21 protein-coding genes are annotated in these 19,154 nt (G+C 64.7%); 9 read left to right on the forward strand and 12 right to left on the reverse strand.

Annotated elements, in window-relative coordinates; translation table 11 throughout:
- Positions 1 to 66: 66 nt before the first annotated feature.
- The 9 genes from V3596_RS04445 to V3596_RS04485 all read right to left on the reverse strand — a co-directional run bounded on the left by V3596_RS04445 (position 67) and on the right by V3596_RS04485 (position 6,763).
- Positions 67 to 522 (reverse strand): hypothetical protein, encoded by a 456-nt coding sequence (locus V3596_RS04445; protein WP_334276377.1) that lies wholly within the window; start codon positions 520 to 522, stop codon positions 67 to 69.
- Entirely contained in the window at positions 519 to 1,118 is a 600-nt protein-coding gene (locus V3596_RS04450; RefSeq protein WP_334276378.1) for a hypothetical protein, read from the reverse strand. The genes V3596_RS04445 and V3596_RS04450 overlap by 4 nt, the downstream gene beginning before the upstream one ends.
- Positions 1,115 to 2,245: a hypothetical protein gene (locus tag V3596_RS04455; RefSeq protein ID WP_334276379.1), complete on the reverse strand. Its 1,131-nt coding sequence runs from the start codon at positions 2,243 to 2,245 to the stop codon at positions 1,115 to 1,117. The genes V3596_RS04450 and V3596_RS04455 overlap by 4 nt, the downstream gene beginning before the upstream one ends.
- A complete protein-coding gene (locus tag V3596_RS04460) occupies positions 2,163 to 3,161 on the reverse strand; it encodes a hypothetical protein (RefSeq protein ID WP_334276380.1) in 999 nt (332 codons plus the stop codon). Before V3596_RS04460 ends, V3596_RS04455 begins: the two co-directional genes overlap by 83 nt.
- The gene (locus tag V3596_RS04465) at positions 3,158 to 3,778 is read right to left on the reverse strand and encodes a PulJ/GspJ family protein (protein ID WP_334276381.1); all 621 of its coding nucleotides are present in this window, start codon (positions 3,776 to 3,778) and stop codon (positions 3,158 to 3,160) included. The genes V3596_RS04460 and V3596_RS04465 overlap by 4 nt, the downstream gene beginning before the upstream one ends.
- Positions 3,775 to 4,206 carry a hypothetical protein gene (locus tag V3596_RS04470; protein WP_334276382.1) on the reverse strand — a complete coding sequence of 144 codons (432 nt, stop codon included), beginning with the start codon at positions 4,204 to 4,206 and terminating at the stop codon, positions 3,775 to 3,777. Before V3596_RS04470 ends, V3596_RS04465 begins: the two co-directional genes overlap by 4 nt.
- Positions 4,203 to 4,607: a prepilin-type N-terminal cleavage/methylation domain-containing protein gene (locus V3596_RS04475; protein WP_334276383.1), complete on the reverse strand. Its 405-nt coding sequence runs from the start codon at positions 4,605 to 4,607 to the stop codon at positions 4,203 to 4,205. The genes V3596_RS04470 and V3596_RS04475 overlap by 4 nt, the downstream gene beginning before the upstream one ends.
- A complete protein-coding gene (gspG, locus tag V3596_RS04480; protein WP_334276384.1) occupies positions 4,604 to 5,056 on the reverse strand; it encodes a type II secretion system major pseudopilin GspG in 453 nt (150 codons plus the stop codon). Before gspG ends, V3596_RS04475 begins: the two co-directional genes overlap by 4 nt.
- A 219-nt stretch (positions 5,057 to 5,275) precedes the next feature.
- A complete protein-coding gene (locus tag V3596_RS04485; protein ID WP_334276385.1) occupies positions 5,276 to 6,763 on the reverse strand; it encodes a hypothetical protein in 1,488 nt (495 codons plus the stop codon).
- A gap of 523 nt (positions 6,764 to 7,286) precedes the next feature.
- Between V3596_RS04485 and V3596_RS04490 the strand changes: the two genes are divergently transcribed.
- The 9 genes from V3596_RS04490 (at position 7,287) to V3596_RS04530 (ending at position 16,358) form a co-directional block, all read left to right on the forward strand.
- Positions 7,287 to 9,083 carry a tetratricopeptide repeat protein gene (locus tag V3596_RS04490; protein ID WP_334276386.1) on the forward strand — a complete coding sequence of 599 codons (1,797 nt, stop codon included), beginning with the start codon at positions 7,287 to 7,289 and terminating at the stop codon, positions 9,081 to 9,083.
- 16 nt (positions 9,084 to 9,099) lie between these two features.
- Positions 9,100 to 10,209, forward strand: a complete 1,110-nt coding sequence (locus V3596_RS04495; RefSeq protein ID WP_334276387.1) for a DegT/DnrJ/EryC1/StrS family aminotransferase — start codon at positions 9,100 to 9,102, stop codon at positions 10,207 to 10,209.
- Positions 10,210 to 10,273: 64 nt separating this feature from the next.
- Complete coding sequence (locus V3596_RS04500) at positions 10,274 to 10,972, forward strand: WbqC family protein (RefSeq protein ID WP_334276388.1); 699 nt, start codon at positions 10,274 to 10,276, stop codon at positions 10,970 to 10,972.
- 15 nt (positions 10,973 to 10,987) lie between these two features.
- Positions 10,988 to 11,947 (forward strand): glycoside hydrolase family protein, encoded by a 960-nt coding sequence (locus V3596_RS04505; protein WP_334276389.1) that lies wholly within the window; start codon positions 10,988 to 10,990, stop codon positions 11,945 to 11,947.
- Between the two features lie 27 nt (positions 11,948 to 11,974).
- Complete coding sequence (locus V3596_RS04510; RefSeq protein ID WP_334276390.1) at positions 11,975 to 12,937, forward strand: glycoside hydrolase family protein; 963 nt, start codon at positions 11,975 to 11,977, stop codon at positions 12,935 to 12,937.
- Complete coding sequence (locus V3596_RS04515) at positions 12,934 to 13,380, forward strand: GNAT family N-acetyltransferase (protein ID WP_334276391.1); 447 nt, start codon at positions 12,934 to 12,936, stop codon at positions 13,378 to 13,380. The genes V3596_RS04510 and V3596_RS04515 overlap by 4 nt, the downstream gene beginning before the upstream one ends.
- Before the next feature lie 14 nt (positions 13,381 to 13,394).
- A complete protein-coding gene (locus tag V3596_RS04520) occupies positions 13,395 to 14,141 on the forward strand; it encodes a class I SAM-dependent methyltransferase (protein WP_334276392.1) in 747 nt (248 codons plus the stop codon).
- 12 nt (positions 14,142 to 14,153) lie between these two features.
- The gene (locus V3596_RS04525) at positions 14,154 to 15,515 is read left to right on the forward strand and encodes an FAD/NAD(P)-binding protein (RefSeq protein ID WP_334276393.1); all 1,362 of its coding nucleotides are present in this window, start codon (positions 14,154 to 14,156) and stop codon (positions 15,513 to 15,515) included.
- A gap of 78 nt (positions 15,516 to 15,593) precedes the next feature.
- Entirely contained in the window at positions 15,594 to 16,358 is a 765-nt protein-coding gene (locus tag V3596_RS04530; RefSeq protein WP_334276394.1) for a class I SAM-dependent methyltransferase, read from the forward strand.
- A gap of 18 nt (positions 16,359 to 16,376) precedes the next feature.
- Here V3596_RS04530 and cysC read toward each other — a convergent pair whose 3' ends face one another.
- Genes cysC through cysD form a run of 3 tightly spaced genes read right to left on the reverse strand, consistent with a single transcriptional unit; the run spans position 16,377 to position 19,149 of the window.
- Positions 16,377 to 16,916, reverse strand: a complete 540-nt coding sequence (gene cysC / locus V3596_RS04535; RefSeq protein ID WP_334276395.1) for an adenylyl-sulfate kinase — start codon at positions 16,914 to 16,916, stop codon at positions 16,377 to 16,379.
- Positions 16,913 to 18,220 (reverse strand): sulfate adenylyltransferase subunit 1, encoded by a 1,308-nt coding sequence (locus tag V3596_RS04540; RefSeq protein ID WP_334276396.1) that lies wholly within the window; start codon positions 18,218 to 18,220, stop codon positions 16,913 to 16,915. Before V3596_RS04540 ends, cysC begins: the two co-directional genes overlap by 4 nt.
- Positions 18,220 to 19,149 (reverse strand): sulfate adenylyltransferase subunit CysD, encoded by a 930-nt coding sequence (gene cysD / locus V3596_RS04545; protein WP_334276397.1) that lies wholly within the window; start codon positions 19,147 to 19,149, stop codon positions 18,220 to 18,222. Before cysD ends, V3596_RS04540 begins: the two co-directional genes overlap by 1 nt.
- Positions 19,150 to 19,154 lie beyond the last annotated feature (5 nt).

The following is a 19,154-nucleotide window of genomic DNA, read 5'->3' on the forward strand; positions in this document are numbered from 1 at the left end:
AGGCCAAGCGCGATAGCAAGGGCTGACCCCATCAAGCGAGGATGGCGGGTTCCACCCGAACGGCGTTCACTCTGCACGGTATTCCACTCCCAGTCGGTAGTTCTTCTTGCCCAGCTGCACACAGATCTCGTTGTCATCAATGCGCGTGATCGTGTGCCCGCTCGGGAGCTTGTCGCCTATGCGCAGCACTTGCGCAGGCTTGCTCTGCGCCAGGAAATTCACCAGCACGCTGGGCTCCTTGCCACGCCGGAGCAGGCCGGCGACCCGCCAGCGCAGGTCTTCTGGTGGCGCGGCTGCCGCAGCCGCAGCCGCCGCGATCTGCGCCTCAGGCTCGAAAAGTGGCGACGTTACCATCGCAAGGCCCACGCCAGTCAGTTCCGGCCGACGCGGCAATTCGAGCGGGTTCCATTGCTCCTTGCGGGGCTTCACCAGCAGCTTGTCCACGCTCTCGGCCGGCACGAGCAGCGCGCCGACCATGGCGGCACCGAGCAGCTGCAATGCAAATTTGCTGCCTGGCTTCACGATTTCACCTCGCCACGCCGGGCCAGCGCACGCAGCTCGATCTCGGCCATGGGCACGGGATTGCCCGGCCGCATGACAAGACGCTCCACGACCAGCACGCGCTCGTTGCGCGCGCACTCGGCCAGAAAGGTCATCAAGGCGGCACGCTGCACTTCAACCGTCACCCGCGCTCGCAAGAGCACATAACCAGGAGGCAAGGTCGCCTCGATCTTGGGGTCCTCGACTCGGGCGAGAACGAACTCTCGTGTCTTCAGGCCGAGGCGGGCCGTCATATTGCGCAGCCAGTCCTGAACGGCTGCCTGATTGAGGCCCAGGTCGGGCTCGTTCCAGGCCAGTGCGAGCAGTGCAGCACTGAACTGCTCCACTTCCTTGACCCGCTCCGGCCAGCGCTTCTCCGTCGTCAGGGCCCGTTGGCGGGTCAGCTCGGCATCGAGCTCCTGCACGCGCGCCCGGCCCGCTTCGACACCCTCCAGCACCGTCAGCAGCACGGCGACCAGCGCAATGCCGAGAACGCTGTAGCCGCCGATGCGAACGCGCAGCGATGCGCGCCACTGTTCGCGCACCTGCTCCCACTGTTGCTTGAGTCCCGTGCTCATATGCTGCCTCCCTCCGGCGCGGAAGCAGCCTGCTGCGCCTTGGCTGGCGGGCGCAGGCCGTCCAGGCTGAGTTCGACATGCATCAGGCCTTGCGCATTCTCGGTCCGCGTCTCGGCGACACCAACGAACCAGCCGCCAGACTGCAGCATGCGCACGACGTCAGCGCGCTGCGTCTGCAGGCCCAGCTGCAGGCCCAGCTTCATCTTGCCGCCAGCCAACTCGAACTCCTTGATCTGTACGCCCGTCTTGCCCAGGGTCTGGTGCAGCTCCACGATCACCTCGATCGGTTGGGCTTCCGACAGCAGGTGCAGCCACTGCTGGGCCTGCGTCGCCTTGGCGAGCGCCATGTCGCGCGCATCAGCCAGGCCCGCCCCACTCTCGCGCAATTGCGCAATGGCTTGCTCGCGCTCATTCACCTGCTGCCAGACATCAAAGGCCTGGCGCCCGACGAAGCCGGCGCACAGGGCCAGGGACAGCGCCCCGATGGCGACAATGCGAGCCTCGGCACCCGCTGCCTGGGCCTCGCCCAGGCGCTGCATGGCAAGCCAGGGCTTGCCCAACCAGGGCAGACGAGCTGGTTCAGGCAGCGGTGCCGCGGCGCATGCGCTGGCGTGAAGGAAAAGTGCCCATTCCTCGGCGCTCGGCATGCTCGGCCACCAACGGCTGCTGCGCAGCAGGCCTTCGCGCCAGACCTGACCCTCGACACCTTCGATGCAGGCGATGAGGTGGACGCCGTCTTCATCGGGCTTGCGCAGCAGCGTCTCGGGGATCAGCTGCGTTCGTTCGGGGTCTAGTTCGGCCCGACGCAACAGCGCGCTGGCGGCTGCCGCGTCCCAGGCAAGGATCACGCCTTCATCGCCGACGACGCTGTACAGGCAGGAAGACTCGTCAAACGGCTGCCAGGACTGCGCCTGCATCTGCAAGGCCGCCATCCGTTCGCCGGCCGGCACGGAGGCCAGGCGAAACCACTTCAGCCGGCAACGGCTGCGCGCGAGGAGGACCGAATGCGAAGCAGGCTGGCCGGCAGGGACTGCCTGGACCGATTCATGGAGCAGTTGCGCCCAAGCGTCTGGATTGCTCGCCTGCGACCAAGGGAAGCGGGAAAGGCGGCGCAGCATTGGATTCATTGCGTGGACTGGGTCGGGGCGCGGTCTGCTGTTCGAGGAGTATCCACGGGCCGGCCAGGGCGGCCGGCGTGAGTCGCGCATTGTACTCGAGTGCCCTCGGAAGACCGGGGCTCCAGGTGGTGATACGCAGGTCGTTGCCCGCGAAGAAAAGGTAGTCGTCGCGGTCCATCTGCAAGCCGGTCAGGCTGGTGGCCGTGGTCCCGTCACGGAGCAGCTCACCCTTGCGAAAAGACTTCAGCAATTCGCGTTGTGCCTCCGCAGCGTTGACGAACACCGCATTCAAGACCGCCTCCGGCGCCGTGTTCGGGTTGAACAGGTGAAACGAGCTGATGCGGAACAAGCGCGCCAATCGCCTGGTACGCACGGGATCGTCGCGCCACAGAGGCAGCAATTCCAGCTCATCCACGGTGAGCAGCCAGTCATTGCGGGGCGGCGCCAGCTCGCGCTGCCGGTAGTCGTCCTTTTCGGCCCCGTTGAGCCGCTTCAGCGAGTCGGTATCGATGTAGTCGTCCAGCACATCGATCCATGCCTGAGCCTTCACCGGATCCAGCCCGTCCAGCACCAGCACCGACTGCAGGATGAAGCGGTCAGTGACATTGATGGAGAGCAGCCCTCGGTGGTCCTGCGCGGCGACCGTCGAGCCATCTGGCAGGCGGTAGACCGTGCCATCGGCGCGGAACTGGGTGCCGGTCTCTCCTCGGCCAGCGGGCTGCACGGGCCGAGTCGCGTAGTAGTACAGCGCGGCCGCGCGAGCGCCAGCCGCGTTGGCCCGCGCCGTGGCGTACTCGTTGAAGCCCAACGCACCTCGGCGCAATGCATCCATGCGCTCGGCGAAACGAAACGCCACAAAGGCCATGATCGTCAGCGACACCATGACGATCAGCAGCGCGTAGCCTGATTCACGACGCGCCTTCATTGCCGCTCCCATTCGAGCAGCCGCTTGCGAGGTATTTCTGCATTGGGGATCGCGACCAGCAAGGGGCCGCCCGCCTCCGGACCGAGTTCCAGCAACACGGCCCTCGGCGGAAGCGGCAACAAGAGATCATTGGGCAGCGGCCATTGCTCATGCCACTGACCCTTCATGTCCAGGTACTTGATGGACCCCAGGGGCCCACGCCAGCTGAGCAGCGCGGGGGTCGCAGCCTGATCGTCTGCGCTCAATGCCGTAGCCAGGATCACCGCTCCGGTATTGCGACCTGGATCCCGGCGCAGCGAGAGATGGAGCACGCCGCCAATGCTCCCCTTCACATTCAGCGCCTCGCTGCTTGCAAAGCTGAAGCCGGTGGCGTCACCGTGAAACTGTGGCTTCGCATTCAGCTGCTCGGGCAGACTTGCTTCGATCAGGGAGCGCAGCCATTCACGGCGGATCATGTTCAGCTGGGAATCGGCGCCCGATGCCTGCAGGCGCTCTTCAACCCGGGCGACCTGCTGCATGCCCTGCCCCAGCACGGCTGCCAGCATCGCAACGATTACGAGCGTGACCAGCATCTCCAGCAAGGTGAAGCCGGTGGCCCGGCGCGTCCGCGCGTTCATTGGTCGCTCCGCACCGCCGGTGCATCTGCGCGCTCCTGCCAGCCTGCCACCAACTGCTGCCACTCGGCATTCACCTCGGAGCGACTCGCGCGTGCCTTGACGCGGTACAGCCCGAGGCGCCAGCGGGGCACAAAAGCGCCCGTGAAGCTGAATTCATCGCGCATGGGCTCGACCAACTCGCTCTCCCAGCTGATCTTCAGCTCGCCAAGCTGGCGCTCCCCCTTGGGTTCAAGCGCCGGGTTCAGCACGGCCAACCAGGCCTGGGTCTCCAGCTGGATCTGAGCACGCGCTTCCGCTTCCTTGATCTGGGTGGCGGTGACGATGTTCTGGTTGATCCAGGCAATCAGGACCAGGCCTGTGCTACCCAGGATGGCCAGCGCGACGATGGCCTCAAGAAGGCCGAAGCCACGAGACAGGCGGCCGCTCATCGCTCGGTCAAGGCCTCAACCCGAACCCGACCACTGATCGGCTCCACATGCCAGCGCTCCAGGCTGGCGCCCTGGACCAGTTCAAGCACACCGCCGTCTGCCAAGCCGGTGGCTCCGTAGCGCAGCGGCTGGGGCAGTCGCAACTGCAGCGCCGCGGGACGCGGCGGCAGATCTCGCTGCAAGAATTCAGCGTCCGCTATCAAGGGGTCTCCAGCCTGGAAGGCGCGCACCGGCAGCAGTTCGACCTGCGCCCGGAGGTCATTGCGCCAGCCACGCACTTGCGCCGCCTCCAGCCAGCCCACCACCCGCGGCGCCAGCAGGCCGCTGATGAGGCCGAGAATGGCCAGAACAACCAGGAGCTCCAGCAGCGTGAAGCCAGTGGCAGCGCGCGAAGTTCTCACTGCTGGGCGGGCAGGATCCCGATGTCCCGGTTCTCGCCTTCGCCGCCAGCCTTCTTGTCGGCACCCAGCGAATAGAGGGCAAAGGCCTGGCCGTTCTGACCCGGCACGGCGTACAGGTAGGGCGCGTTCCAGGGGTCGTTGGGCAGCACGTCATCCAGGTAGGGGCCACCCCAGCGGCTGGCCTGCACCGGGTCTGCCGGCGGCTTGGACAGCAGGGACAAGCCCTCCTCGGCGGTCGGGTAGCGCCCGATGTCGAGCCGCACGCTCTCCACCGCCCCGCGCAACATCTTGATCTGCGCCGTGGCTGTGGTGGTATTCGATTTGCCAAGGGCAGAGAACACCTTCGGGCCCACAAAGCCCGCCAGCAGGCCAATGATGGCCAGCACGATCAACATTTCCAGCAGGGTAAAGCCGCGGCTGCGGCGGGCAGATTGAATAGGGCGATCCATGGTCGGGAATGGCGGTGCCGAGAAATAAAGCGCGATTATTCCATGCAGGAATGGAGGAGACGTTCAGCACTGCGGCAAACCTTTGAATGCCAGCGCAAGTCGCCTGAACATGCATTTCGGAGAGCGGACGCCGAACGCCCTACTCGCTCGCGATTGGTTGTCGAACAGGCGAAAAAAAGGCGCCCCGAAGGGCGCCTTTCGCTAAGCAGTGTGAACTGATTAGAACGTGCCGTTGGCGTACGTGCGCTCCAGCGGAACGGTCGTGGTGGCCGTGCCGTTCAGGTCGTACTTGAACAGGCCCTTGACGTTGCCGGCAGGAGCGTTGATCGTGAAGGTCACCGAACCACGGGTACCCGAGCTGAACGTGCAGACGTCCTTGGCTTGCAGGACAGTCAGGCCCTTGTACAGCGTGCCCTTGACGACGCGAGCAGCCGGGGTGGCCACGGTCACGGCGGTCGAGTTCGACACGTTGTTCAGTTGGTTCAGCGCAGCGGCCGACTCAACTTGGCACTCTGCCGAGTACGTAGCGTCGGTGCCCAGGTTCTGGAAGAAGAAGCGGGTGAAGACACCAGCGCCCGGGTCGGTCGAGAACCACGGCGACGACAGCTGGATTGCGTTAGCGCCCCAGGTCCACCACGAGTCGCTACCAGCAACAGCTTCGTCAGCACCGGTGATCACGTCAGCCAGACCTTGCACGCCGAACACGCGCGAGGTACCCAGCGAAGCGGTACGAGCGCTGGTGAACGTTGCCGTGATGGTCGTGTTGCCAGGAGCCGTGTTCAGGTTGGCCGGCAGCACGGTGAACACCACCGAAGTGTTGGCCGAGGTCGTCACGGCCGTCGGGTTCACGACGAAACCGCTCAGAGCGATACCGTTGTTGGCCATGCCGCCGTAGTTGCCGGCGATGGTCAGCTTCAGGTTGGTGGCATCGGTACCGAAGTTCCAGGCGGTCGTGCCGTCAGGCTTCTTCCAGGTGCCAGCGCCTTCCAGCGAGTTGTTGTGGATGATGAACGAAGCATCAGCCGTCGCATCGACGTCAGCGCCAGCGGTCACGAAGCCGAACAGGGGGCCCATTTCGTCATTGACGTCGGCCTTGGTGCCGGTGTCAGCAGCTGCGGTGATACGCAGAGCCTGGCCCGACTTGGCGGTGTCAACGGTCTGGTTGGCCGTGGTGTCGATACGGGCGGTTTCGCCCAGATCGAACAGAGCCATTTCGACACCGGCGGTTTCGCCAGCCGTTGCCAGCTTGTGCGAGGTGTACTTCAGACCGGTCAGCGTCAGCGTGACGCCGTTGACGCCCACGCCGTTGGCGTCGAACGTCGGGGTCGAGAAGGCCGTCGTGTTCACGTCGACTTCGTATGCGCATTCATCTTCCGAAGCGCGCTTCAGGCTGGCGGTTGCAACACCAGCACCGGTACCGACAGGAGCAGCCACCGGGATGGCGGTCGTGCAGCTGGCGATGTCGAACTTGGCGCCGTTGGTCGGCTTGATCAGGACCGTGAAGTCCTGAGCGGTCGTGCGAGCAACGCCCACGAAGTAAACCACCGCAGGAGCCGTGATGTCAGTCGTGCTGATCAGGCTTTCAACGGCGTACTTGGTCGTCGCGGCCGGCGCAGTGATCTGGCCGGAGTTGGCAGTAGCGAACGCAGCCGATCCGCAGACCGCGGTCATTGCCGCAGCAACCGCCTTGACAGGGAATTTCTTCATTGAGTGTTTCTCCACAAATTGTTGGAACATGAACGCATTGATTCGCGAATCAGCGCACGATCAGCGCTCACCCATTCTATGCAGCTGCACTTCTGAGCGTCAACAAAGTGCAAACCCGACAGCCCCTATCAGCGCCACCGACCCTTCACTTCGTCGCAAGCACTTGTTCCTTGCGCTATCCCCACTTTGCCTTGCTTTGCATTCACGCTCACGCTCCGCTCAGTAGGTTGGGCGCGAGCATAGCAGAGGCCTACACGCTAATTTGGCAAGACGCGAGCGATCTGTTGCAGAGTTTGAGCAAGCGTTGCGAAATTCGGACGAATTGCGGCGAGCCGGGCGCCGACCCAGCAGCCTGGCCTCCAGGCGCCCTCAGGAGAGCTGATCAGCCGCTCTGGCAGAATTCGCGCTCGCCCCATGGACCTGATCAAGTATGCACGCCACCACGTTGACGCCGCCCCCTGCCACCATCCAGCCAGCCGCGCCGCGCCACCCCCTCCTCGAGCTGCCCCCCTACGAAAAGGCCGTGTACCAGCGGCAATCCAATGAGGTCGCCGTCGGGCTGCTGATCAAGCTGATTGACGGGCTGGAGGCCTTGCGTGGTGGCGAGGGCCTGCTGGCTCGCACATCCCGCCCTTCCGTGGTGCGCAGCGCCTATACCCGCGTGGCCGCAGCCATCAGCGCCCACGTCCGGGCGCCTGACTTCCGGCTGAGTGCAGTGCAGTACCACAAGCTGTGCGCCAAGAAGTGGGTGCTGGAGGCGATCTTCGGCATCAGCGGATTCGAGGATCCGCACCATCTGCTGGAGGATCAGTCGCACACAGATGCTCAGGGGAAGCTGCACGTCAAGCCCTTCGTGGCGCTCTTCTATTCACTGGACGACATTCCGGAGTTCCTGTTCGAGACGGTGGTCGCCCTGCCAGGCAAGCACTTGCTGCCCCTGCTGCTGGGCTGGATCGGCGGCTCCCGCGTGCAAACGGCGCGCGGCGAGGCCCGCGCCCGGCGGCTGGTGGAAGTCGGCATGGGTTTCAGCAAGGAGGAACTGGCGCCCGAACTCCTGCTGCCCTTGGCCCACGCCTGGATGGTCTGCAGCTATTTCAGTTTTGAGAACAAGCACGACATCAAGAAGACCCTGAACGACATCTGGCGTGTCGTCGATACCGCCGAGGGCGTGAGGGCACGCAGCGTTGCCAGGCGCGTGGTCAAGAAGCCCCGACTCGTGGTGGCTGCAGAGCGGATGTCGGTCGGCCACGCCATGCACCGCAGCTATGAGAGCTGCCTGGTTCAGTTGAAAGAGCACTTCACCGTATGCCTGCTTGTACGAGACGCCGACTACGACGCACGGACCGCCTATCTCTTCGATGAAGTCGTCGTCTTCGAAATGCTGTCTACGCTGGCGGAAATTGCAGCCAAGCTGATCCGCCTGCAGCCCGATGTCATCTATTACCCGAGCCTGGGCATGTCCGACTGGACGCAGGCCCTGGCCAATCTGCGCATGGCGCCGGTGCAGTTCATGACACTGGGGCATCCGGCCACGTCGATGTCGGACACGGTCGACTATGTGCTGCTCCAGCGCTGCCATGAGGAAGCTGCCAACACCTTCAGCGAGAAGGTGCTGGTTCGTCGCGGCAGCGGCACGCATTCGCCCAACAGCAAGCTGACGGCCATCCCCACCCGGACACGCCCCGCTGACAACATCGTGCATGTGGCCGCCAACAGCAACCTGATGAAGTTGTCCGCCCGCTTCCTGGCAGTTTGCGTGCGCCTGCAGCAGGAAGCTGGACGCCCTCTGCATTTCCACTTCTTCACCAGTGCCGTGGGTGTGCGCCTGGATGACATGCGCAATCGCCTGACAGCCCTGTTGCAGAACGTGACCGTCTACGAATCGGCCGACTACCCGATCTTCATGCAGAACGTGGCCAACTGCGACATGGCCATGGCTGCTTTCCCCTTCGGTAATACCAACAGTGCAGTCGATACTGCCCTGCTGGGCATTCCGTCCGTGGCTTACCGCGCAGCTGAAGTGCTGAGCATGGGCGACCAGGACATCATGAAGGGAGTTGGCCTGCCCGACTGGCTGCTCACCAGCTCCGACGAGGAGTACTTCCAGGCCGCCTTGCGCCTGGTGCAGGACGACAAGGTCCGCACCGAAATCTCGGACTACCTGAAGCAATGCGATGTAGCCGGGCGCCTGTTCAGCCTGCCGCCCGATGAAGAGCCGAACGAGTTCGTCGACGCGGTCTGGTGGATGTATCAAGAGCACGAAAAGCTCCAGGCGTCGCAGCAGCGTATCTTCAAGGTCGGCGAAACCATCCCTGCCTGATTGACCGACCCAGCCCATGAGCAACAAGCCGATCTATGTCACCCAGCCCTTCCTGCCACCGCTGGAAGAGTTCTTGCCGCTGCTCAAGCAGATCTGGGACAGCAAGACGCTGACCAACGGCGGGCCGTTCCACCAGAAGCTGGAATCGGCGTTGTGCGAGTACCTGGGGGTGCCGCACATCTCCCTGTTCACCAATGCAACGATCGCGCTGGTGTCGGCGCTGCAGGCGCTGCGCGTGACCGGCGAGGTGATCACGACGCCCTACACCTTTGTCGCCACCGCGCATTCGCTGATGTGGAACGGCATCAAGCCGGTGTTCGTCGACGTGGACCCGCACAGCCTGAACCTCGACCCGGCCAAGATCGAAGCGGCCATCACGCCGCAGACCACGGCCATCATGCCGATCCACTGCTACGGCCGCCCTTGCGACGTGGCCGAGATCCAGCGGATCGCCGATACCTACAACCTGCGCGTGATCTATGACGCCGCCCATGCCTTCGGTGTCAGTCAGCAAGGCAACAGCGTGCTCAACCATGGCGACCTGTCGGTGCTGAGCTTCCACGCGACCAAGGTGTTCAACACCTTCGAAGGCGGCGCGATCATCTGCCCGGACGCCAAGACGAAGAAGCGCATCGACAACCTGAAGAACTTCGGCTTTGTCGACGAGACCACGGTCATCGCGCCCGGCATCAACGGCAAGATGAGCGAGTTCAACGCAGCGCTCGGCCTGCTGCAGCTCCAGCACGTCGACACGGCCATCGAGCGCCGCGGCGCACTGGACAGGCTCTACAGGGAAAAGCTGGCAGCAGTGCCCGGCATCCACTGCCTCGCGCATGACGAGCAGGCCACCGCCAACTACTCTTATTTCCCGATCCTGGTTCGGCCCGAGCACCGTTGCAGCCGTGACGCGCTGTACGACAAGCTCAAGACGCATGGCATCCATCCGCGGCGCTACTTCTATCCGCTGGTCTCGAGCTTCCCGATGTACCGCGGCCTGCCCTCGGCCCATCGCGACCTGCTGCCCGTTGCCACGACGGCGGCCGACCAGGTGCTGTGCCTGCCGATCTACCCGGACCTGGATCCGTCCGTCATCGATCGCATCGTCGCCATCATGCAGGCTGATTGAGTTGCCTCATGTGCACGCAGAGGCCGAAATGCCCGAAATGGCCGGAGAGGCCGAAGAGGCCGGCATGAAACTGGCCATCATGCAGCCCTACTTCCTGCCTTACCTCGGGTATTGGCAGCTGATCGCGGCCGTCGATACCTTCGTGATCTACGACAACATCAAGTACACGAAGAAGGGCTGGATCAACCGCAACCGCATGCTGCGCGACGGCGAGGCCATGACCTTTTCGCTGCCACTGGCGGCAGGATCCGACAGCCTTCATGTCGTGGAACGCGAGCTGGCCGCCAGCATGGACCGTCGCAAGCTGCTCGCCCAGTTTCAAGGCGCCTATGCCAAGGCGCCGGGCTTCGAGGCAACGCTGCCCCTGCTGCAGCGAATCATCGAGCATCCGGAGCAGAACCTGTACCGCTATGTCCGCCATTCGGTTGACGAGGTCTGTGCGCACCTGGGCATAGGCACGCGCATCATCACCTCGTCTGACGTGGCCATCGACCATGAACTGCGGGCGCAGGAGAAGGTGATTTCCATTTGCGAAACCCTGGGGGCGAGTCACTATGTCAACCCCATCGGCGGCACCGAGCTCTATGACGCGGCGGCCTTCGCCGAACATGGGCTGCGCCTGAGCTTCCTGCGTGCGACGCCGTTTGAATACCCCCAGCTGGGAAAGCCCTTCGTGCCCTGGCTGTCGATCATCGACCTGCTGATGTTCAACCCGCTCGAGACCGTGCAAGGCTGGTTGCAGACGCAGCGCGAATTCATCTAAAAGAAGAACACTCCCATGTTGCACTGGAACAAGCTCGGCCGCCCCTTCGTGCCCCAGGAGGTCCCGGGCCGCGCCTGGCTCGCCGAGTTCGCGCAGGCGCCTGCCACGCTGATCCTCAAGGACCGCGTGCGTGTCTATTTCTCCTGCCGTCCGAAGCCCGACGAGCGCGGCCAGTACACCAGCTTCTCGGCCTATGTCGACCTGGACCGCAGCAATCTTCTGAAGGTGCTCGACTTCGCCGAGCGCCCCATCCTGGAGCTGGGCGGCACCGGCTGCTTCGACGAGTTCGGCACCTACCCGGTTTCGGTGCTCGCTGACGGCGACCGCCATGTGGCGTTCTACGCCGGCTGGACGCGCTGCGAATCCGTGCCCTTCAACGTTGCCATCGGCCGTGCCGTCAGCACGGATGGCGGCAAGTATTTCGAGAAGACCGGCCCGGGCCCCGTGCTGGCCTACACGCCGGACGAACCCTTCGTGCTGAGCGGCCCCAAGATCCGCCGCTTCAACGAACGCTGGGTGCTGTTCTATATCGCCGGCCGCAAATGGAAGATGGTCAACGGTCGCGCCGAGCCGGTCTACAAGATCCGCATGGCCAGCTCGGACGACGGGCTGAACTGGCAGCGCGAGAACCGCGACCTGATCGAGAGCCGCATCGAGGAGGACGAAGCCCAGGCCAGCCCAGACGTGATCTACGCAGGCGGCAAGTACCACATGTTCTTCTGCTACCGCTACAGCGCGGACTTCCGCGGCAAGGCCGGTGGCTATCGCATCGGCTACGCCCACAGCGAAGACCTCCTGCACTGGACGCGCGACGACAGCCACGCCGGCATCGATGTCTCCGCCGAGGGCTGGGACAGCGAGATGGTGGCCTACCCCCATGTGTTCGAGCTGGATGGCAAGACCTATATGGCCTACCTCGGCAACGGCGTCGGTCGCCACGGCTTCGGCCTGGCCGAGCTGGTCGGCCAGCTCTGAGCACCGCAGATTGAAAGAGACCAGACCATGAAGTGGCGCAAGCTCGGCCAGATCTTCAACCCCCGGGACCATCAGCTGATCAGCAACTGCCAGGAGTTCGCGCAGTCGCCCCAGGTGCTGGTGCTCGACGACGCGGTGCGTGTCTATTTCTCGACGCGTGAGCGCGACGCCAGCACCGGCAAGTTCCTCAGCCATATGGCCTATGCCGAGTTCAGCAAGGACTTCTCGCGGGTGCTGCGGGTCAACAGCGAGCCGGTGATTCCGCTCGGTGAGCTGGGCGCATTCGATGAACACGGCATCTTCCCCATGCAGGTGCTGCCGGTGGGCGACGAGGTCTGGGGCTACACCTGCGGCTGGAGCCGGCGCGTGTCGGTGTCAGTCGAGACGGCGATTGGCCTGGCCATCTCGCGCGACGGCGGCAAGACCTTCCAGCGCACCGGGCCCGGCCCCGTGCTGGGGCCCTCGCCGCAAGAACCTTTCCTGGTCGGCGACGGCTTCGTCCAGCAGGTCGATGGCCGGTTCCACATGTGGTACATCTTCGGCACCCACTGGACTCAATATGCCGCCGGCGAAGCGCCCGACCGGGTCTACAAGATCGGCCATGCGATCTCGGCGGATGGCGTCAACTGGGTCAAGAATGAAGAAGGCCGCCGCATCATCAGCGACCGGCTCGGCGAGGATGAATGCCAGGCCCTGCCCACGCTGATCAAGATCGGCGCGCGTTGGCACATGTTCTTCTGCTACCGCCATGCCTACGGTTTCCGCACCGACCCGTCGCGTGGCTACCGCATCGGCCACGCCTGGTCAGACGACCTGCAGCACTGGACCCGCGACGATGAAGAACCGGGCCTGGCCATGGAGCCTGGCCAGTGGGACAGCGACATGATGTGCTACCCCCATGTCTGCCAGGTCGAGGGCCGCGTCTACCTGCTCTACAACGGCAATCAATTCGGTCGCCAGGGCTTCGGCCTGGCCGTGCTGGAGCCATGACGACCGAACTTCGGCAGGCGATCGACACCGCGGACGCCAGCGCGCTGCGCCAGCACCTGGAACGCACCGACACCGACTTCATGCCGGTGCTGAGCAGCCGCGTCGACCTGCCTGCCTACGCCACCAAGTTGGCCAGCCAGGCCCGGCGCGTCGAGCTGTGGCAGGGCGAGCGCCTGGTCGGCCTGGTGGCGATCTATTGCAACGCACCGGCTGGCGCCGATGCCTTCATCACCAGTGTCAGCCTGGAGCGCGCCTGGCGCGGCCAGGGCTGGGCCGACCGGCTGATCGAAGCCGCCTGCACGCTCGCACGCGCCGCCGGCCTGGCCCGCGTGCGGCTCGAGCTGCACTGCGACAATCACCCCGCGCGGCGCCTCTACGAGCGCCACGGTTTCATCCCCGCCGAGCCTGTGCAGCAGATGCTGCCCATGCATCGCCCACTCTGAACCTGCACGAGACCATGGACAAGAAGACCCGCGACTACAACGCCGAGATCGTCGATTCCACCGGCCGCAAGTACGCCTATGGCTTCGATTTCGACGTCATGCACGCGTACATGATCCAGTCCTTTCAGCCCTTCTTCCGGCCCGGCAGCATGCTGGAGCTGGGCAGCTTCAAGGGCGACTTCACGCGGCGGCTGCAGGAGCATTTTGACGACGTCAGCTGCGTCGAGGCGTCTGACCAGGCCATGGCCGAAGCGAAAGAGCGGCTCGGCGACAAGGTGCAGTTCCACAACGCGCTGTTCGAGCAGGTGCAGTTGCCGCGCCGCTACGACAACATCGTGATGACCCATGTGCTGGAGCACCTGGACGACCCCGTCAGCGTACTTTCCCGCGTGAACAAGGAATGGCTGGCGCCGGGTGGCCGCTTCTTCCTGGCCTGCCCGAACGCGAATGCGCCTTCACGCCAGATCGCGGTCAAGATGGGCCTGATCAGCCACAACAGTGCAGTCACGCCGGCCGAGGCCGAGCACGGCCACCGCTGCACCTATGCGCTGGACACGCTCGAGCGCGATGCCAAGGCGGCCGGCCTGAAGGTCGTGCACCGTTCGGGCATCTTCTTCAAGGCACTGGCCAACTTCCAGTGGGATCGACTGCTGCAGACCGACATCATCTCGCCCGCCTATCTGGACGGCTGCTATGCATTGGGCCAGCAGTACCCGGACCTGTGCTCCACGATCTACCTGGTCTGCGAAGCCGGGCATTGAAGTCACGCGGCCGTGCATTTCCTCATCATCGGCGGCGGCTTCGTCGGCACGGCGCTGGCCTGTGAGCTGCTGAAACAGGCACCGGCCGGCAGCAGCATCACGCTGGCCAACAGTGGGGGGCCGCTGGGCAAGGGGCTCGCCTATGGCACGCAGTCGCCCTTGCACCTACTGAATGTGCCGGCCGCCCGCATGTCCTGGACCGACGAGCAGCCGGACGACTTCGTCAATTGGCTTGCTGGCCAGGGCAACACCTGCGACGGTGCCGCTTTCGTTCCGCGCCAGCGCTATGGCGACTATCTTGCCGTACGCCTGCGCGAGCACATTGCTGCGCGGCCCGACGTCCACTGGCAGCAGCTGCAAAACCGGATCGATTCGCTGACGCCCGAAGCCGGCCGCTGGATCGCCCAATGCGCCCACGGGCCTGCATTGACCGCCGATCGCGTCCTGCTGGCCCTGGGCAACTTCGCCCCCGCCTGCCCTCATCCGTCGCTGCAGGCCCTGCCGGCAGATCGCTACGTCGGCGACCCCTGGCAGCCGGACGCCCTTTCAGGTTTGCCTGCCGATGCACCGGTGGCCCTGATCGGGACCGGCCTGACCATGCTGGACCTGCTGATCTCGCTGCAGGCGATGGGGCACCACGGGCCGGTGCTGGCGATTTCGCGGCGCGGCCTGCTGCCCAAGCCGCATCGGGAAAACGAGCTGCCACCGCCGCAATGGCAAGCGCCCGCTGGCTGGCTGGCGGCAGGCTCCCTGCGCAGCCAGCTGCGCGAAGTACGCCAGGCCATTGGTCGTGCACAGGCAAATGGCCAGGACTGGCGCGATGTCTGGGTCGCCTTGCGGCCCCGCACAACGGCCTTGTGGCACCGACTCGACGAGCGGGCCCGAGCCCAGTTCTTGCGCCATCTGCTGCCCTTCTGGGACGTGCACCGGCATCGCGCGGCACCCCAGGCACTGGCGGTGCTTCGTGCTGCTCAGGCGCAAGGCCGGGTGCAGGCAGCGGCGGGCAGACTGCTGGGGGCCCGCGTGGATGCCGATGGCCTGGTGGCCTTGCAATGGCGCGCTCGCGGTGGTCAGGACACGCAAGAGTTCAAGGCCGCGCGGGTGTTCAACTGCACGGGTCCTTCGACACGGCTGGCCGAGGGCCGCCGCGGACTGTTCGGCCATTTGCTGCACGACGGTCGCCTGCGCCCTTGCCCCCTGGGGCTGGGGCTGGAAGTTGGTGCCGGCTATGCGCTTGCTGATGCCGAAGGTCGAGAGCAGCCCGGGCTCTTCTATGTCGGGCCGATGCTGCGTTCGCAGCACTGGGAGGCCACGGCCGTCCCCGAGCTGCGTGCCCATGCCAAGGCGGCTGCGCGGGCTGCACTCGGCTGCTGAACCCATAGTCCCGGCACAATCCGGCTTCAATCTTTCACCTCGGCTGCATCCATGGCTCTCTCACATTCGCTCATCCAAATGCTCTTCGACCTGCGCCGTCAGGGCGCCATCGGCACGGGAGAACCCTTGTCCATGATCGAGCTGGGTGAGCAGAACTGGTTCGGCGACATCCCTGCCGAGGACGTCGGCTTCATCATCGACAACGCGAATTTGCCCGATGAGCGCCGCCAGCAACTGCATGAAGAGCTGGCCGCGGTGCTTGAGCGCAAGGACCGCCAGAGAATGTGGGACCTGGCCAAGATCTTCTACAAGGTGGTGTTCAACTACTCGAGCTACAAGGCCATCGACCTGCACGGCACAACCGAAGCCCTGATGCTGGATCTCAACGAGCCGCTGAACCTGAACGAGCAGTTCGACCTGGTCACCAACATCGGCACCACCGAGCATGTGTTCAATCAGTACCAGGCCTTCAAGTCGATCCACGAGCTGGTGCGGCCTGGCGGCAAGATGCTGCACTCCCTGCCCAACCAGGGTTGCTACGACCACGGCTTCTTCAACTACCACCCGACCTTTTTCTACGACCTGTGTCTGGCCAACCGGTACGAGATCCTGTTGATGACCTACATCGACTGCAGCACCACGCCGCACAAGATCGTGGCCCTTGGCAACCAGGCCGACTATGTGCGCCTGGCCATCGACAAGAAGTTGAGCGGCTACTCCGGCCTGATGTGCATATTGCGAGCTCCTGCAGAGCCCGCGCCGTTCAAGATCCCGCAGCAGGGCTTCTATGACAACCGGCTGCCACCGGAGCTGCAGCAAGCCTGGAAAGACCTGCCGCGCTGAACGGCCAAGCAGCCGGCACTAGGCGAGCAACTTCGCCCGCCGTGCCTGCAGGCAAAGGCAGAGTTCTGCCAGGCTCTGCGCCACCGGCTGCTGTGCTGTCTCGAGCCGCAACGCAGGGTCAAGCGGCTCTTCATAGACCGAGTCGATCCCGGTGAACTGCGGCACCAGCCCGGCGCGCGCGCGCTTGTAAAGGCCTTTGGGGTCGCGGGCTTCGCAGGCCGACAGCGACGCGGCGACATGCACCTCGACAAAGCGCTCCGAGCCGACGATCTCGCGCGCCATGGAACGGTCGGCACGCGTGGGCGAAATCAGCGCGCAGATCACCGTTGTTCCGGCGCGATTCATCAAGCGCGCCACCTCGGCAACGCGGCGAATGTTCTCGCGGCGGTCCGCGTCCGAGAAGCCGAGATCCCGGCAGAGCCCGGTGCGCAGGACATCACCATCCAGAACGGTGTGCGCAATGCCCTGCTCCCGAAGCCAGGCTGCGGTCGCCTCGGCCAGGGTCGACTTGCCAGAGCCTGAAAGCCCCGTCAGCCATACGGTCAGCGCCGCTGTCATGCCTGGCCTCGCACCAGCAAAGCACCCGAGGTGCGGTTGGACGCGGGATCAACAACGATCAGTGCGCCACCCACGCGGTTCTCCGTGTACGGCTCCACCGGCAGTGGCTGCTGCGTCTCGATCTTCACGTGGCCGATCTCGTTGACCGCCAGCTCATGCGCTTGAGCTTCGGCCAGCGTGTGGATGTCCAGCTTGTGCTCGATGGCCGTGATGCGCGCCTGCACCCAGCGGTTGCCGTGGCGCACCCAGTACTTGCGACCGACTTGTGCCGGCTCGGTGTCCAGCCAGGCCAGCGTCGCTTCAAACGCCTGCTTGGGTTCGGCGCTGCCCGGCGTGACGATCCAGTCGCCACGGCTCACGTCCAGCTGGCGGTCCAGCAGAAGACCGGCGGACTCGCCCGCCACGCTGTGTGCGACGGTTTCGCCCGCCTTGCGCACTTCAGCCACGATGGCCTTCTGGCCGCTGGGCAGCACCTGGATCTCGTCGCCCGCCTTGACCTGGCCATGGGCAATGCGGCCCCACAGGGTTCTGGGCTGATGGCCCGTGCCATCGCCATTGGTCGCCACGTACTGCACCGGAATGGCCAGTCGGCCTTCAACCTTCTCCTGCACGGTCGGCAGGGATTCAAGGACTTGCAAGAGCGACGGGCCCTGGTACCAGCTCGCATCCAGCGGCTGGGTGACGTTGTCGCCCCGCAGCGCGCTGACCGGGACGATGGCCTTGACCTCGATGCCCGCTTCCTGGGCGAACTTGCGCAGCGCCGTGCTCACCTTGGCATAGCCCTCGGCCGGGTGCTCCAGCGCGTCGATCTTGTTGATCGCAAACACGATGCTCGGCACCCGCAGCAGGTGCGCCAGCAGGCTGTGGCGGCGGGTCTGCGGCAGGAGCGTGATCTCGGCTTCATCGAGCTTCAACTTGGTGATGTCCACCAGCACGACCGCTGCATCGCTTCCTGCAGCCGCAGTCACCATGTTGCGCGTGTACTGCTCATGGCCCGGAGCGTCGGCAATGATGAACTTGCGGGTCTTGGTGGCGAAGTAGCGGTAAGCCACATCGATGGTGATGCCTTGCTCGCGCTCGGCCTCCAGGCCGTCGGTCAGCAATGAGAGATCAATCGGCGCACCGGCGGCGCGCTTCTCCAGCGTGTCCAGCTGATCAGCCAGGATGGCCCGGCTGTCGAACAGCAGCCGGCCGATCAAGGTGCTCTTGCCATCGTCCACGCTGCCTGCCGTGAGGAAGCGCAAAGCCCGGTGCTGGGTGTCCACGTCTTGCTCGTGGATCAGATTGTTCAAGACGGCGCTCATCAGAAATAGCCTTCCTTTTTGCGGCGCTCCATCGAGGCCTCGCTGGTGCGGTCGTCCATGCGGGTGGCACCGCGCTCGCTGATGGTGACGGTCAGGGTCTCGGCGACGATCTCAGAGGCCGTCGCGGCATCGCTCTCCACCGGGCAGGTGCAGGTCATGTCGCCGACGGTGCGGAAGCGGACCGTCGCGGTCTCGACGGTTTCACCTTCTTCGGGCGGGGTCACCTCCGTCAGCGGCACCAGCAGGCCCTTGCGGCGGATCACCGAGCGCTCGTGGGCGTAGTACAGCGACGGCAGCGGGATGTTCTCGCGGGCCAGGTAGAGCCAGACATCGAGCTCGGTCCAGTTCGAGATCGGGAAGGCGCGGAAGTGTTCGCCCGGGCGGATGCGGGTGTTGAACAGGTTCCACAGCTCCGGGCGCTGTTCCTTGGGCTGCCACTGGCCGAAGGAGTCGCGGTGGCTGAAGATGCGTTCCTTGGCGCGGGCTTTTTCTTCATCGCGGCGGGCGCCGCCGATCAGCACGTCGAAGCGGTGTTCTTCGATGGCTTCCAAGAGAGCGACCGTCTGATGGCCGTTGCGCGACTCCAGCGGGTGAGAGAGGCGCACCGTGCCGCGGGCGATGGAATCTTCCAGATGGCCGACGACCAGGCGCTCGCCCATCTCTTCAACACGGCGGTCGCGGAACGCGATGACCTCGGGGAAGTTGTGGCCGGTGTCCACGTGCAGCAAGGGGAATGGCAGACGGCCCTTGAACTCGTTACCAGACACGCGTTGCTTGAAGGCCTTCTCCGCCAGGCGCAGGACGACGCAGGAATCCTTGCCGCCCGAGAACAGCAGCGCCGGCCGCTCGAACGAGGCCGCCACTTCGCGCAGGATGAAGATGGCTTCTTCCTCGAGCCAGTTCAGATGGGATTCGCTGATCATCGTCATTGAAT

The organism is Roseateles microcysteis, assembly GCF_036880965.1.
In the GTDB taxonomy this organism is placed as follows: Bacteria; Pseudomonadota; Gammaproteobacteria; order Burkholderiales; family Burkholderiaceae_C; genus JAUASW01.

Excerpts from the sequence above, each read along its gene's own strand:
- V3596_RS04450 (WP_334276378.1), bottom strand. The coding sequence starts at position 1,118 with ATGAGCACGGGACTCAAGCAACAGTGGGAGCAGGTGCGCGAACAGTGG.
- V3596_RS04455 (WP_334276379.1), bottom strand. The coding sequence starts at position 2,245 with ATGAATCCAATGCTGCGCCGCCTTTCCCGCTTCCCTTGGTCGCAGGCG.
- V3596_RS04460 (WP_334276380.1), bottom strand. The coding sequence starts at position 3,161 with ATGAAGGCGCGTCGTGAATCAGGCTACGCGCTGCTGATCGTCATGGTG.
- V3596_RS04465 (WP_334276381.1), bottom strand. The coding sequence starts at position 3,778 with ATGAACGCGCGGACGCGCCGGGCCACCGGCTTCACCTTGCTGGAGATG.
- V3596_RS04470 (WP_334276382.1), bottom strand. The coding sequence starts at position 4,206 with ATGAGCGGCCGCCTGTCTCGTGGCTTCGGCCTTCTTGAGGCCATCGTC.
- gspG (WP_334276384.1), bottom strand. The coding sequence starts at position 5,056 with ATGGATCGCCCTATTCAATCTGCCCGCCGCAGCCGCGGCTTTACCCTG.
- V3596_RS04485 (WP_334276385.1), bottom strand. The coding sequence starts at position 6,763 with ATGAAGAAATTCCCTGTCAAGGCGGTTGCTGCGGCAATGACCGCGGTC.
- V3596_RS04495 (WP_334276387.1), top strand. The coding sequence starts at position 9,100 with ATGAGCAACAAGCCGATCTATGTCACCCAGCCCTTCCTGCCACCGCTG.
- V3596_RS04500 (WP_334276388.1), top strand. The coding sequence starts at position 10,274 with ATGAAACTGGCCATCATGCAGCCCTACTTCCTGCCTTACCTCGGGTAT.
- V3596_RS04505 (WP_334276389.1), top strand. The coding sequence starts at position 10,988 with ATGTTGCACTGGAACAAGCTCGGCCGCCCCTTCGTGCCCCAGGAGGTC.
- V3596_RS04510 (WP_334276390.1), top strand. The coding sequence starts at position 11,975 with ATGAAGTGGCGCAAGCTCGGCCAGATCTTCAACCCCCGGGACCATCAG.
- V3596_RS04515 (WP_334276391.1), top strand. The coding sequence starts at position 12,934 with ATGACGACCGAACTTCGGCAGGCGATCGACACCGCGGACGCCAGCGCG.
- V3596_RS04520 (WP_334276392.1), top strand. The coding sequence starts at position 13,395 with ATGGACAAGAAGACCCGCGACTACAACGCCGAGATCGTCGATTCCACC.
- V3596_RS04530 (WP_334276394.1), top strand. The coding sequence starts at position 15,594 with ATGCTCTTCGACCTGCGCCGTCAGGGCGCCATCGGCACGGGAGAACCC.
- cysC (WP_334276395.1), bottom strand. The coding sequence starts at position 16,916 with ATGACAGCGGCGCTGACCGTATGGCTGACGGGGCTTTCAGGCTCTGGC.
- V3596_RS04540 (WP_334276396.1), bottom strand. The coding sequence starts at position 18,220 with ATGAGCGCCGTCTTGAACAATCTGATCCACGAGCAAGACGTGGACACC.
- cysD (WP_334276397.1), bottom strand. The coding sequence starts at position 19,149 with ATGACGATGATCAGCGAATCCCATCTGAACTGGCTCGAGGAAGAAGCC.